The organism is Paraburkholderia sp. PREW-6R (assembly GCF_039621805.1).
Lineage (GTDB): Bacteria > Pseudomonadota > Gammaproteobacteria > Burkholderiales > Burkholderiaceae > Paraburkholderia.
In genome coordinates this window covers 1463074-1478336 of the sequence record NZ_CP155074.1, presented here as the reverse complement: position 1 = coordinate 1478336, position 15263 = coordinate 1463074, and the positions used below count along the sequence as shown (strand labels likewise).

General features: G+C 62.8%; 16 protein-coding genes. 6 read left to right on the top strand and 10 right to left on the bottom strand.

The features are described 5' to 3' along the window. Window positions 1-50 precede the first annotated feature (50 nt). The 3 genes from AAGS40_RS21760 to AAGS40_RS21750 all read left to right on the top strand — a co-directional run bounded on the left by AAGS40_RS21760 (window position 51) and on the right by AAGS40_RS21750 (window position 2282). Window positions 51-482 carry a DUF1810 domain-containing protein gene (locus tag AAGS40_RS21760; protein ID WP_345814910.1) on the top strand — a complete coding sequence of 144 codons (432 nt, stop codon included), beginning with the start codon at window positions 51-53 and terminating at the stop codon, window positions 480-482. A 283-nt stretch (window positions 483-765) separates the two neighbouring features. Next, a complete protein-coding gene (locus AAGS40_RS21755; protein ID WP_345814909.1) occupies window positions 766-1650 on the top strand; it encodes a manganese catalase family protein in 885 nt (294 codons plus the stop codon). Between the two features lie 113 nt (window positions 1651-1763). Next, window positions 1764-2282 (top strand): phasin family protein, encoded by a 519-nt coding sequence (locus AAGS40_RS21750; protein ID WP_345814908.1) that lies wholly within the window; start codon window positions 1764-1766, stop codon window positions 2280-2282. A gap of 117 nt (window positions 2283-2399) precedes the next feature. Here the strand turns inward: AAGS40_RS21750 and AAGS40_RS21745 are convergent, their stop codons facing one another. Beyond that, entirely contained in the window at window positions 2400-2876 is a 477-nt protein-coding gene (locus AAGS40_RS21745) for a PRC-barrel domain-containing protein (RefSeq protein WP_345814907.1), read from the bottom strand. A 75-nt stretch (window positions 2877-2951) separates the two neighbouring features. Next, a complete protein-coding gene (locus tag AAGS40_RS21740) occupies window positions 2952-3602 on the bottom strand; it encodes a hypothetical protein (protein WP_345814906.1) in 651 nt (216 codons plus the stop codon). Window positions 3603-3986: 384 nt separating this feature from the next. Here AAGS40_RS21740 and AAGS40_RS21735 point away from each other — a divergent pair, with 384 nt between their 5' ends. Beyond that, the gene (locus AAGS40_RS21735) at window positions 3987-4973 is read left to right on the top strand and encodes a hypothetical protein (protein WP_345814905.1); all 987 of its coding nucleotides are present in this window, start codon (window positions 3987-3989) and stop codon (window positions 4971-4973) included. A gap of 76 nt (window positions 4974-5049) precedes the next feature. Here the strand turns inward: AAGS40_RS21735 and AAGS40_RS21730 are convergent, their stop codons facing one another. From AAGS40_RS21730 to AAGS40_RS21720, 3 genes are all read right to left on the bottom strand, one after another. Beyond that, window positions 5050-5628 carry a YceI family protein gene (locus AAGS40_RS21730; RefSeq protein WP_345814904.1) on the bottom strand — a complete coding sequence of 193 codons (579 nt, stop codon included), beginning with the start codon at window positions 5626-5628 and terminating at the stop codon, window positions 5050-5052. Window positions 5629-5688: 60 nt separating this feature from the next. Beyond that, window positions 5689-6282 (bottom strand): YceI family protein, encoded by a 594-nt coding sequence (locus AAGS40_RS21725; RefSeq protein WP_345814903.1) that lies wholly within the window; start codon window positions 6280-6282, stop codon window positions 5689-5691. A 91-nt stretch (window positions 6283-6373) separates the two neighbouring features. Beyond that, window positions 6374-6928 (bottom strand): cytochrome b, encoded by a 555-nt coding sequence (locus AAGS40_RS21720; RefSeq protein ID WP_345814901.1) that lies wholly within the window; start codon window positions 6926-6928, stop codon window positions 6374-6376. A gap of 363 nt (window positions 6929-7291) precedes the next feature. Between AAGS40_RS21720 and AAGS40_RS21715 the strand changes: the two genes are divergently transcribed. Then, on the top strand, window positions 7292-8542 hold the full coding sequence (locus tag AAGS40_RS21715) for an arsenic transporter (RefSeq protein ID WP_345814899.1): 1251 nt from the start codon (window positions 7292-7294) through the stop codon (window positions 8540-8542). Between the two features lie 70 nt (window positions 8543-8612). On the opposite strand, the gene AAGS40_RS21710 is transcribed toward AAGS40_RS21715, so the two are convergent. The 5 genes from AAGS40_RS21710 to AAGS40_RS21690 all read right to left on the bottom strand — a co-directional run bounded on the left by AAGS40_RS21710 (window position 8613) and on the right by AAGS40_RS21690 (window position 13683). Next, the gene (locus tag AAGS40_RS21710; RefSeq protein ID WP_345814898.1) at window positions 8613-8861 is read right to left on the bottom strand and encodes a hypothetical protein; all 249 of its coding nucleotides are present in this window, start codon (window positions 8859-8861) and stop codon (window positions 8613-8615) included. A 131-nt stretch (window positions 8862-8992) separates the two neighbouring features. Further along, window positions 8993-9229 carry a DUF2934 domain-containing protein gene (locus AAGS40_RS21705; protein ID WP_345814897.1) on the bottom strand — a complete coding sequence of 79 codons (237 nt, stop codon included), beginning with the start codon at window positions 9227-9229 and terminating at the stop codon, window positions 8993-8995. A gap of 479 nt (window positions 9230-9708) precedes the next feature. Beyond that, window positions 9709-9984, bottom strand: coding sequence for a hypothetical protein (locus AAGS40_RS21700; RefSeq protein ID WP_345814896.1), 276 nt, complete (start codon window positions 9982-9984; stop codon window positions 9709-9711). A 198-nt stretch (window positions 9985-10182) separates the two neighbouring features. Then, the gene (locus tag AAGS40_RS21695; protein ID WP_345814895.1) at window positions 10183-11109 is read right to left on the bottom strand and encodes a DUF72 domain-containing protein; all 927 of its coding nucleotides are present in this window, start codon (window positions 11107-11109) and stop codon (window positions 10183-10185) included. Window positions 11110-11142: 33 nt separating this feature from the next. Then, window positions 11143-13683, bottom strand: coding sequence for a response regulator (locus AAGS40_RS21690; RefSeq protein WP_345814894.1), 2541 nt, complete (start codon window positions 13681-13683; stop codon window positions 11143-11145). Window positions 13684-13997: 314 nt separating this feature from the next. Between AAGS40_RS21690 and AAGS40_RS21685 the strand changes: the two genes are divergently transcribed. Further along, a complete protein-coding gene (locus AAGS40_RS21685; protein WP_345814893.1) occupies window positions 13998-15227 on the top strand; it encodes a DUF2252 domain-containing protein in 1230 nt (409 codons plus the stop codon). Window positions 15228-15263 lie beyond the last annotated feature (36 nt).

Sequence of the window (15263 nt, the reverse complement as noted above, 5' to 3'; positions counted from 1 at the left end):
GCGACATGCTGCGCAGACTGAATCTGCACAAGCCTGCAAGGAGTACAAAAATGAGTACGGATAGGGACGACCCATACACACTCCAGCGTTTTGTCGTTGCGCAAGATCCGCTTTACGCCGACGTGTGCGAGGAATTGCGCAGCGGCCGCAAACGCAGCCACTGGATGTGGTTCGTGTTTCCGCAGCTTCGCGGCCTGGGATCGAGTTCGATGGCGCAGCGCTTCGCCATTGCGTCGCTCGCGGAGGCTAGCGCCTACATGCAGCATCCAGTGCTTCGCGCACGCTTGCAGGAAACCACGCAGCTCGTCAACGCGGTATCCGGCCGGTCCATTGAAGACATCTTCGGCTACCCGGATTACCTGAAATTCCGTTCCTCGATGACGCTCTTCGAACGCGCGACCCCAGAGAACGACGTATTTACCAAAGCGCTGCGGAAATATTTCGACGGCGAGCCCGACCCCGACACCCTGCGTCTGCTATAGCCGCCCGGGGCCACCGCCAAGCGCATGGACCTGCCCCTGAATTTTTCCGGGTTCGCAGGCATGCCCCGTGCGGAGTGGTTGGCGCAGGCCATTTCTTTGCGTTCCTGCGCGCACATCACGCCAGAGCATCCGCTCTGAGACCAGGGTCGAGGACATTCCGCAGGTGCGATCGTCCTTGCCCGCCTAGCCGGTTTCCAACTGAGCGGCGTCTGTCAGAGACGGGCTGTGCCATGCGCGGGCCACATCCCTGACGGAACCCACAATCTATTTCTGGAGAAATGCGATGTTTGTGCACAACAAGCGACTTCAATATACCGTCCGTGTAGCAGCGCCGAACCCCGGTCTCGCGAACCTGCTTCTCGAGCAGTTCGGCGGCCCGCAAGGAGAACTGGCCGCAGCGTGTCGTTATTTCACTCAGGCGGTCAGCGAAGACGATCCGGGCCGGCGCGACATGCTGTTTGATATTGCAACGGAAGAACTCAGTCACCTCGAAATCATTGGGTCGATTGTGGCTATGCTCAACAAGGGTGCGAAAGGCCAACTTGCCGAAGCCGTGGAAGAGCAGGCGGAGCTTTACCGTTCGCTCACGGGCGGCGGTAATGACTCACACGTGACGGCACTGCTGTATGGCGGCGGCCCGGCGTTGACCAACTCGGCCGGGGTGCCGTGGAGCGCAGCGTATATCGACACGATCGGCGAGCCGACCGCGGATCTGCGCTCGAACATTGCGGCCGAGGCGCGCGCAAAGATTGTCTACGAGCGACTGATCAATGTCACCGACGATGCTGGCATCCGCGACACGCTCGGCTTCCTGATGACACGCGAGATCGCGCACCAGAAGTCGTTCGAGAAAGCGCTGCATTCGATCCAGCCGAATTTCCCGCAGGGCAAGATTCCCGGCGTGCCTGAGTTCACGAACGTCTATTACAACATGTCCGATGGCGATGATTCGCCGCGCGGCCCGTGGAATCAGGGTCCGGAATGGGAGTTCGTCGAGACGCCACAGCCGGCAGTGGACGGCGGCGACGGTCTCGCCAGCGTTCAGGTGACGGAGAAGGATATGGAAGTGCTGAGCGCGTTGGCATCACGCACGGCCTCCGCGACGGAAAGCGATCCCGTCACGGGTGCCGATCTGGGCGCCGGTCAGGATGCGGCGGTCACGAAGTAACTGTATCCACCGGCGGTTGCAGTGGCTGGTTAGTTTCGCTGCTGCGCCGCCGGTCGGCATCTATCGCATAACTTTTTTTCTGGCGTCTTGCGCCTCATCACATCGGAGCTTCTATGTACGCTGACACCCTGAACCAGATCTCATCGCGTCAACGAAACAGTGCGGTGGAAGGCACATTCGATTGCACTGCGGAAGCCATGTCAGGCATTGAAAAAGTGATCGAACTGAACCTGCAGACCGTCAAGACTTCGCTGTCCGAGCAGCAGGCGCTCGCCCATGCGGCACTCTCTGCCCGGTCGATGAGCGAAGCGATTGACCTTCAATCGCAACAATTTCCGGCCACGATCAAGAAGACTTTCGCCTACTGGCGCCACGTCGAGGAAATTGCCGTGGAAACCCGGCTCGGTCTTTTTTCGGCGATGCAGGAGCGCTTCCAGAACTCGCTGCGCACGTTCGCTGAAATGGTCGACGCCGCGAGCGGGTCGTTTGCCAATCAGGCGAACGCGAACACCGAGCGCCTGCTGGTCGCGGCGGACGACGTATCGGCACAGGCAACAGCCAATACCGTCGCGATCGTCGATAGCGCAGGCAATGTCGTTTCATCCGATGACGTGCGGGGCGACCTGCACTGACCCGCAGTCGGAACAACAAAAATGCCGCCCGCGAGTGTCGTCACTACGCGGGCGGCATTCTCAGTTGTGCGGGCGATCGCGTCACGCTTTAACGCGAAGCAAGATCGCCCGGTCAGTCTAGTGCTCGATCCGTGGTTGCACGTCCGGATCCATTTCTACCACTTCCTGCGTGGCGACCCAGTACGGCTGACGGTTGTAATAACTGTGCGTCGACGTGCCCCATTGAGCGTCGGCCATCGACGGCCAGTGATCCTTGTCGAAGCCGGGATCGTCTTTCAGCCGTTGCGCGGTAAGGTCGACATGGAAGCACTTCTGATCCGTGTCGAGTGTCAGCGCGCTCCACGGAATCGCATGAAGCGTCGCGCCCATTCCGAGGAACCCGCCTTCGGACAGCACCGCGTAAGCAATTTTTCCGCTGCGTACGTCGAGCATGATGTCCGAGATCTTGCCGACGTGTTCGCCGTCCGATGAATACACTTCATTGCCGCTCAACGTGGCCGCGGCCATGACGTCCGGCCCCGGACCGTCGCCCACGCCACTGCCCACTACCTTTGCGCCGCTTTGATTGTCACCCTGAGGATTGATTGAGCCCATCACTGCCTCCTTGAAAAATGGTGCACCGGATGACGCGCAAGGGGCGTACCTGCATGGAGCGGGCACGTGCAGTGATCAGAAGCGGTACGACACGCCGATCTGCACGACCGGGTAAAGTTTGTATCGCTCGACCTTGTCGCTGATTTTCTGTTCTTCGTCGTCGATGTTGGCCTGGGTGGTAAAGAGCGAGTAAATGGCCGGCACGTTATACGACGTGTGCGGGCGGCCATACGCGACGCCCAGATCGACCGTCAATCCAAAACCCTTCGATACCGGCTTGTGCCCGTAGCCGATCCCGAGATAGGGCATCACACGCGGCAGCGTCGCTGTCGCAGAAGGTGCGGCTCCCACCGCCGGAACGAAGTCATCGCCGATCTTGTAGTTGCCTTGTGCGTTCGGTACCGCGTGGGCCGTCAGTTCGTCGTCGTTGATCAGCGCGCCCGCCGTTACGCGAAAGCCGCTCGAACTGAATGGGAACAGATCGACATACAGGCCGCCCTGCAAGAGCTTCAGATGTCCGTCGTACTGGTTATCGTCCACATTGACCGAGTGCGAAAACCCCAGCCCTTCGATTTCCGCATGCACGCCTGCCCACGATGTCAACGGCAGTGCCGCGCCGACACCTGCGCCCAGCGTTCCCCCATGCACATAAACTTCCTGAGCCTGCACGGCTCCCGCCAACAACAGTACTACAGCGGCCAGGGCCGCATTTTTTACCTGAGTCACCGCTCCATCTCCCGACAAGGATTGTTTCCGTGTCGGCGACTTTACGGTGTAAGCACTCAGTTCAAATCGATAAATAGAGCCCGCTTATGGCGACTCTTCGCGTTCAAGTTTTCATGCGCAGCACAAGCGGAATGTATGACCCGGTAACTCCTGCAAAACAGTCGATTCAACATTCGATATCGGCCAGATTAGGCTTCTTTTGAACGGCTAATCGCTCAATTGCACTTTTAAAAGCCTGTTGATAATGGTCGTGATGGACCGACCGGCCGACATGCACGCCACGCTGCAACGGAACGACGGATCCCTCGATCAATGGAAGCGCGCTGCGCTTTGTGTCTACGTGTCGGGCTTCTGCTCGACCGGCTTTCTGGATTTGGAGCGTTTATGCTTTTGTTTCAAACTTCACGACCGATGTTCGCCGCAATGGTTGCGGCCGCAACGGTTCTGCTTGGCGCGTGCGGCGGCGGTTCGGGCGGTAGCAGCGCGAGCGCCGGACCCAGCGTGCTGAAACTCTCGTCGGCGGTACAAAGCGAACACGTTGCACGTTATGCCGGCGCGTTCGGCATGCTGTCCGGGCCCGGCGTCGCGGCTATTTACACTTCGGTCGTCCAGTCGTTCGTGAGCGGCGTGAGCGCCGGCACCGCCAGCACCACGACCGCCTGCCCCTCCAGCGGGACCGTCGGCGTCGTCACGTCGAACGCAGGCGTGTCCGGCATTCAGGCCGGCGAGACCGCGACGGTCGGCTTCAATCAGTGTACGGGTCAGGTGAAAGCGCCTGGCGTGGCGTCCGACGCATCGGTGACCGGCACGGTCAGCGTGCAGATCCAGAGTGCGCAGGGTGTGGTGGGCAGCACGGCGAACGACTGGTCGTACAGCGCCGTCGAAACCGCCAACGCTTTGACGCTCACCTCGTCCAACGGCACGACCGTCGTGAACGGCACGGTCAGTTTTACGATGAGCTATAACGCGAAGACGGGCGTCACGACGACGACCGCAAGCGCGCCGACGGTAACGCTCAACCGCACGCAGCAGGCGGCTTCAGGGAGTATCAGCGGAGACATCACGATCACGTCGCTGACCTACTCGCGCGTGCACGGCGTCGACCCGTCGACCGACACGCTCGCGACCAGCGGAAATATCAGCGTGAGCGCGGCGGATGCTGTGCTGGCGTTCAACGTCGCGACGCCCACGCCGGTGACGATCAGCGGCGGCAATGTGCAGCAAGGCGTGATTCAGCTGTCGACGAGCGACACCGTCGAGACCATCACGGCGTCGAATACGTCGACGGTCAATATCACGGTGACTTCGAACGGCCAGACGGGAACGTACACGGAAAGCGTGGATGACTTCCGTTCGCTTGCGGGCGGCTAGGCGTTTGAACAGGTGGCGTGCGCGAGAAGGATGAAAGGCGGCGCGCGCCACACGCACCGCGCGCCGGCGTCATAGCTTACTGCTTGATGCCTTCAGCCTGAATATGCAGCGTGGTCTGCATCTTGAAGCCATAAGTCTTGCCGAAGTCCACGCCGAAATCGTCGCGGTTGAACGTCGCGGTCGATTCCGTGCCGCACACTTCGCGCTTGAGCATCGGGTTCGTAAAGCACTTGAACGATTCGATCTTCAGATTGAGCGGGCGGGTGATACCGTGCATGGTCAGCGTACCGATGACTTCCACCGGCTTGTCGCCGTCGAAGCGGATCTGCGTGCCCTTGTACGTCGCGGTCGGATACTTGGCGGCGTCGAAGAACTTGTCGGTGACGAGTTCCGCGTCGAGCTTGTCATTGCCGATATCCACCGAATTCATGTCGATCGTCACGTCGACCGTACCGGTCTTTGCGGCGCGATCCAGCACCACCGTGCCGCTGCTCTTCTTGAACTTGCCGCGCCACACCGAGATGCCGCCGAAGTGATCCGTTTCGAAGCTCGGGTACGTGTGAGTCGGATCGAGCTGATAGGTGTCGGCGGCCATGGCGTTGAACGACAGTGCAGCAGCCATTGCGCCGGCGGCGAGCAAAAACGATTTCTTCAAGATGTTCTCCAGGTTTTCCAAAAGTGCGACATCGCTTCGATGTACGGCAGGCTCGCCGTATTACTTCTTCGTTGCGACGATGTGAAATTTGATGACGACCTCGTCGGCCACGACCGACGTGTCTTTCCATTCGCCGGTGCCCACGTCGAACTGCGAGCGTTTGATCGGCAGTGAACCGTCGAAGGTTTGCGCATTGCCCTGGCTCGCGATCGTGACCGGCACCACCACTGTCTGCGATTTGCCCTTGATGGTCAGCTTGCCGGTGATCCTGTACTGGTTGCCGCCCGCAGGCGCAATCGCGCTCGAGACGAACGTCGCAGCCGGATAGGTCGCGCTGTCGAACCATTCCTTGCCTTGGGCCTGCTTGTTGTAGTCGTCGGCGCCAAGGTCGTAGCTGGCAGTGTCGATCGACACATTGGCGCTGCCGGCAGTCGGCCTGGCCGGATCGAAGTTCAGTTGCGCCGAGAACTTCCTGAATTTGCCGTCGACCGGCACGTTCATCTGCTTCGTCGTCGCAACGACGCTGCTCTTCGACGTATCGACATCGGCGTGGGCGAGGCTGGCGCCAACCAGCGCCAGGGCGGCCGAGGCGGCGAGGGTGGCCACGGTGGACCTGGCCAGGCGCCGGGCGAGGGAGTAGGGGTTCGTTTTCATCGTGGTACGCATCCTATCTAACCCGTGTGCGTTGATTGCGCACTGCGGAGAATTTCATTGCCAACAGGCTGTAGCCAATCGTGCGCTCGCGTCATTTGAGGAACGGCACCATGCGCGCAAGCAGGCCGTCGCGATCGACGAACTGATGCTTGAGCGCGGCGAGCACATGCAGTGCGACCAGCACGAGCAGCGTGTAATTGAGCAGCACGTGGACCGTGCGCAGCGTGGCCTTGAGTGCCTGATCCGGGCCGATGATCGTGGGCAGCGGCACGACGCCGAGATAGACCACCTGAATGCCGGCCGCGGAACTGTAGAAGTAGCCGGACAGCGGGATCGCCAGCATCAGCAGATACAGCAAGCCGTGGACGAGATGGGCCGCAGCCTTCTGCCACATGGGCGTTGCGCTGGCGAGCGCGGGCGCGCGATGGGTGGCGCGCCACAACACGCGGATCACGGCGAGCGCGAAGACCGTCACGCCGATCCACTTGTGCCACGAGAAATACTTGAGTTTGGTCGGCGTGAAGCCGGGAATGTCGGTCATGATCCAACCGAGATAGAAGCCAGCGACGATCAGCAGCGCAATCAGCCAGTGCAGTGCGATCGCGGGGCCGCCATAGCGGTGATGAACGGGGAGACGGGAATCCATTCAGTCGTACTCGTGTTCGTGTTCTGGGTGGGTGCGTGGTCTTGCGCCGGTAAGTGCGGATAGTAGGGATGCGAGTAGAAGCTGAATAGCCGGGTGGACGGGAACAGATTGTTGTAGCGGTGATGCTAATGAATCCGTACTCGTTGCGAAGGAAGATCGAAGGGTAACGTAAAAGCGCAATGCAAGAAGGCGAAGCAGGAGGTTCGACGTCGATGCGCAGGCGGCCATCGGGCATGCAACTTGCCCATTCAGCGCCGGCGCCATGTGATCGATCGGGTATGCTGCACACCGGCGCTGCGTCCGGGCAGCCATGCATCGACTGGCCGAGCGGGCGCGCCACTGAACCAATCCTGGACGCTTCCTGTGAATTCCACTTTTATCTCCTGGGGTATTGCCGCGGCCGCGACGGCCGGCGTCATTACCCGTCCGTTCAAATGGCCCGAGGCAGTGTGGGCGGTGGCCGGCGCGCTTCTGCTGGTCCTGTTCGGGCTGTTGCCCGTCGGGCTCGCATTCGAGGCGATCGGCAAGGGCGCCGATGTCTATCTGTTCCTGTTTGGGATGATGCTGCTCTCGGAAGTGGGCCGTCGCGAAGGCCTGTTCGACTGGGTCGCGGTGCTGGCGGTCAACCACGCACAGGGCTCGCCGCGCCGGCTGTTTCTGCTGGTCTATCTGGTCGGGGTCGTCATCACGGCCTTTCTTTCCAACGACGCCACCGCGGTCGTACTCACGCCCGCCGTGTTCGCCGCAGCCAGAAAGGCCAGGACGCCGCCGTTGCCGCTGCTGTTCGTCTGTGCGCTGATCGCCAATGCCGCGAGTTTCGTGCTGCCGATCTCGAACCCCGCCAACATCGTGCTGTACGGCAATCACACGCCCGCGCTCGGCGCGTGGCTGATGCGCTTCACGCTGCCGTCCATTCTGTCGATCGTCGCGACTTACGTGTTGTTGCGCTGGACCCAGCGCGGCGCGCTGACGGGAACCTGTGAAGCGAATCTCGAAACGACCGCGCTGTCGTCAAGCGGACGCGTCGCGCTGGCCGGTATCGGTGTGACCGCGATCGTCCTGTTGACCGTGTCCGCGTTCGATATTGCACTGGGCTTGCCGACCGCGATACTGGGCCTCGTGACCGCACTGGTGGTGTTGATCCTCGAGCGCAAGTCGCCGCTGCCGATGATCCGCGAAATCTCGTGGAGCGTGCTGCCGCTCGTTGCGGCGCTGTTCGTGCTGGTGGAAATGCTCGATCACACCGGCGTCATCAACATGCTCGCCACACTCGCCCGACACGGCGCGCAGCACGACGAAGTGGCGAGCGCGGCATGGGCGGGCGGCGCGATCGCGCTCGTCAGCAATCTGATGAACAACCTGCCGGCCGGCCTGATCGCGAGCTCGACGGTGATGCAGGCGCACAGTCCGGAGCGTGTGATCGACGCGCTGCTGATCGGCGTCGATCTCGGCCCGAACATGTCGATCACCGGTTCGCTCGCGACCATCCTGTGGCTCAACGCCATCCGCCGCGAAGGCGAGGACGTGAGCTTCATGAAGTTTCTGAAGGTGGGCGTGATCGTGATGGTGCCGGCGTTGGTGCTGGCCTTGGGCGCGCGGCTTCTCACCGGCTGACAGCGGCGGCGCGCGACGTCTTTTAAGCCCGGGTGAAAGACGTCGCGCGGATATCGAGGCGGCTAGAGGGTCATCGCGGCGCTGCCTGTTGCGCCCGTGTGCGCGGCCTCGCATGCAAGGTTTCCTCGCGTTCTTCCAGCGCATGCAACTGTGCTTCCAGCCGCTCGATGCGAGCCCGCTGCGCGGGCATCAGCGAATGGCAGGACAGCATTCGCAAGCGGCCGCGCCAGTAGGAGAGGGGTATGCGATCGCTTGTGGAAATCTGCCGGAACACAAGTTCGAGGTGGGCAATCTCCCGATCCAGATCGTGATAACTCATGGCACTTGTCCGATAACAATACGGGGCAAACCGGGCGTCGCCACACCGCTTTTCAGCTCGCGCTGTGACGCGTGGCCGACGCTATTTCCGGGTCAGGTTCGCCTGATGCGAACGGTCGCGAACGCTACCACTCAAGTGTCCGCTATGTCTTCGGATTTGTCGCTCTCTTCCGCCCGCATGCCGATCGCGTTGTATTGATCCGATTGTTCGACAGCAGGTGCGGGCGCGTTCAGATCGGGGTCGCCCTCGGCTTCCAGCTGCCGTCTGGCCTTTTCCCAGTATTCGTCTGCACGGCCATCCGGCGAGGCGTCGTTTTCCCAAAGGTGGTAAGCGCGCGTGCGAATCCTGGCTTCCAGGTCCTCGTTCATGGTTCGGCTCCTTGAATTGATCTCGCCTTGCGGCGGTCGGCCGGCGGCTGGACTGCGCGTGTCGGAGTGTCTCCGGATACGGCGCGCGCTGTGGCGCCAGCATGTGTTCTTGCTGTTCAGCAAGCATCATTCCGCGCGATGGTAACTATCCGATGACAATTCCACGTGATGTACCGGCCGATTCGGACTTGAACAAGCGCGCCGCGGTTGACCGGCGCGGCTCGATGTTTGCCTCGATGTTTGCCTCGTTGTTAGCCTCGATAGCCGCCTGGTTCTTCCCGCCGATCCCGGGTCGCCGCATGCAGACGCCGTCTGCGCCACATGAAATGGAGTGGACGAGTAGACGTGTGCCGCATCGCCGGTTGTCCAATGATGCAAAAGCGGATTGGCTCGTGCAATCCGTTCCTCAGGGTTGACCAGTATTCGTCAGCACAACGGGCAATCCTCAGCCTTCTTGCGCGACGAGGGCTGCGCAATGTTCAGCCTCGCTCAAACCAGGCGTCCAGTCCCACGCGAAACGCCACGCCCGCGATCACCGGCACCGTCAGCATCAGGATGATGCCGAAGTTCGGGATTTCGTCGCCATACGTAATAGGTTTGTAGAGCACCACGAACGACACGATCGCGAACACGATGACGCCGACCGCAACCATCAGCAGATTGCGCACTGAAATCGGCATGACCTTGCGTTTCGCCTTGCCCGCGGCAGCATCGGTGGCACTGGGTGTAGGGACGTCGTCGTGTGGGGCAGACATGATGGTCTCGCGATGAAAAATGACTGCGTGAATGACACAGCGAACGGTGCGCACACTGCGCAAACCGCGATCAGCATCATACCAGGGCGTGCCCGCACCGCGGGAGCGCAACCGTAACACCAATATAAGCCGCATTAGCGCCGGCGGCAGGAAAAGAGGGTGCCGTATGGCCAGCAGGCATTGCATCCGCCTGCCAGGTTAAAAAAGAAGCGGTGCGGCTCCCGCTTCCAGGATGCTGATCAAACTGCGCGCGTTGCGCTGCCCCTGATCCTCGAAGCAGTTGTTGAAGATCACATGAGTGCGGCCCACGCGCGTTGCAATCGCACGTATCGGTTCAGCGAGTTCGGTCAGCTCGGCGTCGTTGTAGTCGTAATCGAAGCGTTCTGCGGCGCTCGCCGCGCCGGTCGCATTCCACGTCTGGGTATTGCGGCCGTGCAGGCGCACGAGCGCCAGTTCCGGATGCGTCGCTTCCCACACGGTGTGAACGCGACGGGTCACGTCCGGCGGCGCGTCGACGATCACATGCACGATCCGGTGCTCGCGCAGGAAGGCGAGCGTCCAGGCGGCGTGTTCTTCGGCGAACCAGGACTGGTTGCGAAACTCCGCGGCGATCAGATAGCCCACCATGCGCGCCCGGCATTCTTCGACGAGCGCGAGGCCGTCCGGCGCGCGCATGATCCACGGCGCGAACTGGAACAGCACCGCGCCAAGCCGGCCACTCGCGCGTAGCGGTTCGAGCGCTTCGAGATAGCGCCGCCATAGCTCGTCGCGAATCTCGCCGGGCATGTCGCGGTAATACACATTCTTCTTGCGCGGACCGGTCATGCCCTGCGGCAACGCCATCGCGATGTCGGGCGGCAATGCCTGCGGCGATGTCTGATGCCCGGTGAACAGGCGAAACGCCTTGAAGTTGAACGTGAAGCCGGCGGGCGTGCGCTCGGTCCATAGCTGAGCGTTGCTCGCTGACGGCATCGCGTAGTACGACGAATCGACCTCCACTAGCGGAAACTGCGACGCGTAATGGCGCAGCCGCGCCTCCGCGCTGCTGCAGCCGCGCGGATAGAAGCGCTTGCATGCAATCAGTGTCTTGTCGGTCCAGCCAGCGGTGCCGCAGCGGATATCCATGAGTTTTGCGTGGGGTGGTCGGCGCACGCCGCGTCAGGACGCGGCCTCGGTCTGGTCGATCCACGGTGCGAGTTCGCTGCGCAACTGGGCGATGTCGAGCGGCTTGCCGAGCACGCGCACGTTGGGAATCGACGCGCCGAGTTGCGCGCCGCGACCGTAGCCGGAGACCAGCAACACGCGGATCGACGGTTGCTCGCGCAGTGCGGCGCGCGCCAGTTGGTCGCCCGACATGCCGGGCAGCGTGAGATCCGTAAAGAGGATGTCGTAGCGATGCGCGGGCAGAAGCGGCAGCGCGGCTTCCGCGCTTGCGACAGCGGTGCAGTCGAGACCGAGCGCGCCCAGCAGGTCGTTAAACGCGTCGCGCGAATCGGGATCGTCTTCGACCAGCAGCACGCGAGCCGGCGCGCAGGCGGCAGTCTGTGCATTCGCACCGCCGTCTTTCCCGCTCACATCGACCACGCCCGTGCGCAGCACGCCCCGCACCTTGCGCGCGAGATCGTCGCGACGATATGGCTTCGACAGCAACGTGATGCCCGCGTCGAGCTTGCCGTGGTGAACGATTTCGTCGCGCGTATAGCCGGACGTAAAAAGCGTCGGCACTGGCGGCGTACGTGCGGCAGCGCGCCGCGCGAGTTCGACGCTCTTGATCTTGCCCGGCATGACGACATCGGTAAACAGCAGGTCGATCGGCACGTCGCTGTCGATGAACTCGATTGCCGCATCGCCGCTCGATGCGGTCAATATGCGGTAGCCGAGTTGCGCGAGCATTTCGACAGCGGTCAGCCGCACGTCTGCGTCGTCTTCGACCACGAGGACCGTTTCCCCGCCGCCCGCGGGCGCGGCGGTGTCGTCCATCGCCTCGGGGGTTTCCGGCTCGTCGCAGCGCGGGAAGAACAGCGAGACGGTCGTGCCGCGCCCCGGCTCGCTCTCGATTACGGTGTGGCCGCCGCTTTGCCGCGCGAAGCCGAACACCATGCTCAGACCAAGGCCGGTGCCGTGGCCGTCGGGCTTCGTCGTGAAGAACGGTTCGAACACGCGTCGCAGCACGTCCGGCGCCATGCCGGTGCCGGTGTCCGTCACCGAGAACACGACGTATGCGCCGGGCGACAGTTCGGGCTTGTCATGGCAGAACGCTGCGTCGAGCACGCGGTTTCCGGCGCGCACGGTGAGCGTGCCGTCGGCCTGCATGGCGTCGCGCGCGTTGATCGCGAGATTGAGGAGCGCGTTCTCCAACTGGTTGCGGTCGGCCTGCACGTTCCACAGATCGTCGCTGAGCAGCGTGTCGATCCGGATGGTTTCGCCGAGCGCACGACGCAGCATCTCGCTCATGCCGGCCAGAAGCCGGCGGGGATTGAGCACGGTCGGCGAAAGCGGCTGGCGGCGCGCGAACGCAAGCAGATGCGCGGCGAGTTTCGCGCCGCGTTTGACGGCGTCGGTGGCGGCGGACAGGCGGCGCAGCGTGGCCGGACTGTCGCCGGCGTCGGCGGCGAGCATCTGCAGATTGCCGTTGATGACCTGCAGCACGTTGTTGAAGTCATGCGCAACGCCGCCCGTCAGGCTGCCGATCGCTTCCATTTTCTGCGCCTGGCGCAACTGCTCTTCGGCGAACGCGCGTGCGGCGAGTGCATCGGCGACCCGCTGTTCGAGCGTTTCCGTCAACTGTCTGAGCGACTGCTCGGCCATCTTGCGTTCGTGCACGTCGATCAGCACGCCGGGAAAGCGGGTTGGCTCGCCATGTTCGTCGAACTCGCAGCGGCCGTTGGCCTGTACCCACAGATATTCGCCGTCGGGCCGGCGAATCCGGTATTCGGCGCGAAACGGCTGACCAGTGCGCATCGCTTCGACGGTGCGCTCCTCGTTGAGCGCCCGGTCGTCCGGATGGACCATCTGCACGGCGTCGTTCCGGTCGACACCTTTCGCGGCCTCCTCGACCGCAAAGGAAAAGGTGCGCGCAAAACGCTCGTCGCCGCTGACGCGCCCGGTACGCACGTCCAGCACCCACGTGCCCAGCACCGCGCCGGTGTTCAGCGCGAGTTGCAGACGCTCGTTGGTTTCCTGCAATTCGGCCTCCGCCCGTTGCCGCCAGCGCTCGGTGAGGACGCGCGCCGTGGTTTCCACGACCATTGCGATCACGCCGGCGGGCGCGCCGCTGTCATCCGGCACGGGGCTGTAGTAGAGGTCCATCCACACGTCTTCGGGGCGGCCTTCACGCAGCAGCACCAGTTCCTTGTCGCGATACGACAGCGTGCCGCCCGCAAGGCACGTGGTCATGACGTGGCGATTGAAGTCGGCCACCTCCGGCCAGCCGCTTTCCACGGGGCGTCCGAGCAGAAAGGGATGACGCCCGCCGGCGAAGACCGAATAGGCGTCGTTATAGATCATGTAGCCGGGTGTGTCCCACAGCAGCACGAGCGGCACGGGCGAAGCCAGCATCATCTGCACGGTGGCGGTCAGACTGCGTGGCCAGTGTTCGACCGCGCCGAGGCTCGTGGCGGCCCAGTCGAACGTGCTGATGCGCTGCGCCATCTCGCCGCGCCAGCCGGGGCAGCCATGATCTTGTGCCGGAAAGGGCATGTTGCGCTCCAGGAGATCACGTCAATGAAAATGTCCCTACTCTGCCGGCGCGCGCGAACGCAGAAACGATCAGCAGGAGGCGGGACGAGGCATCAGCCGTGTGCCGCGGGTCGGCACTCGAGCACGCGCGGCAGCGACAATTGTAGGCCACCGGAGCGCTCCAATGACGGGGCGCGCGCAGGCATGCGGGTTTCCTCGAAGATCGCGAAGCGCTGGCTCGGAAGTTTATCCGGCTGATAACCTATTGATCCGGTGGGCCAGGCGCGGTTCATGCTAGTCGTGCTGCACTCGCACAAACCATAAAGAAAGCCGACATGCCCAAGAAGAATTCGATCAGCAAGCTCCCCAAACCCGACGCGCGCCAGTCGTACCTGATCTCGCGCCGCAATGCACGCATGGCGCGCTCCGCGCATGCGTATGTGCGCGGCAATACCAGCAAGTTCTATGAGTGGCTCGACGGGATGGAGAGCCACGCGTTGCCTGAAGGGCCGGCAATCTGGATTTGCGGCGACTGCCATACCGGCAACCTCGGCCCGGTTGCGGACGCGCATGGGCGCGTCGAAATCCAGATTCGCGATCTGGATCAGACCGTGATCGGCAATCCCGCGCACGACCTGATCCGTCTCGGTCTGTCGCTCGCCGTCGCGGCACGGGGCTCCGATCTGCCAGGTGTGATGACCGTGCGGATGATGGAAGCGCTGTCGGATGGCTACGAACGCGCATTCGACGAATCCGCCGGCGACGCCGATATTCACGCGGAAAAGCCCGAGGTCGTGCGCCTCGTGATGAAGGAGGCCGTGCGCCGTTCATGGCGGCATCTCGCGGAGGAGCGCATCGAGGACATCAAGCCGAGTATTCCGCTCGGCGCGCGTTTCTGGCCGCTCGCGAAAAGCGAGCGGCGCGAGATCGAGACGCTGTTCGAGAAGGGGTCGCTCGCGCGCCTCGCGACGATGCTGCGCGGCGCGGGCGACGATGCGCACGTCGATGTTATTGACGCCGCCTACTGGGTGAAGGGTTGCAGTTCGCTCGGACGGCTGAGATATGCGGTGCTGCTCGATGTCGACGGAGCCGCGCTGGATGGCGACGACCTGTGTCTGATGGATATCAAGGAGGCGGTGCAGGCCGCCGCACCGCGTTACGCGGGTGTGCGGATGCCGCGCGATAACGCGGAGCGCGTGGTGGAAGGCGCGCGGCATCTGTCGCCGTCGCTCGGCGACCGGATGCGCGCGGCCCGCCTCGACGATCGTGCAGTGGTCATCCGTGAACTGCTGCCGCAGGACATGAAACTGACGATCGAGCAACTGACCCCGGAAGAAGCAATGAAGGCCGCGCGCTTTCTCGCGCTGGTGGTGGGCAAGGCGCATGCGCGGCAGATGGACGGAGCAGGGCGCAAGGCGTGGCTGTCCGAGTTGCGCAAGAATCGTTCGAAGACGCTCGATGCGCCTGGCTGGCTCTGGAAAAGTATCGTGGAACTGGTGAGCAGCCACGAGGCGGGCTATCTGGAGCACTGCCGCCGGTATGCGACGGAGCGGGCTGCAGCGTGATGCTTGACTGATCGTCCGGCGGCGTGAAGGTCAGAC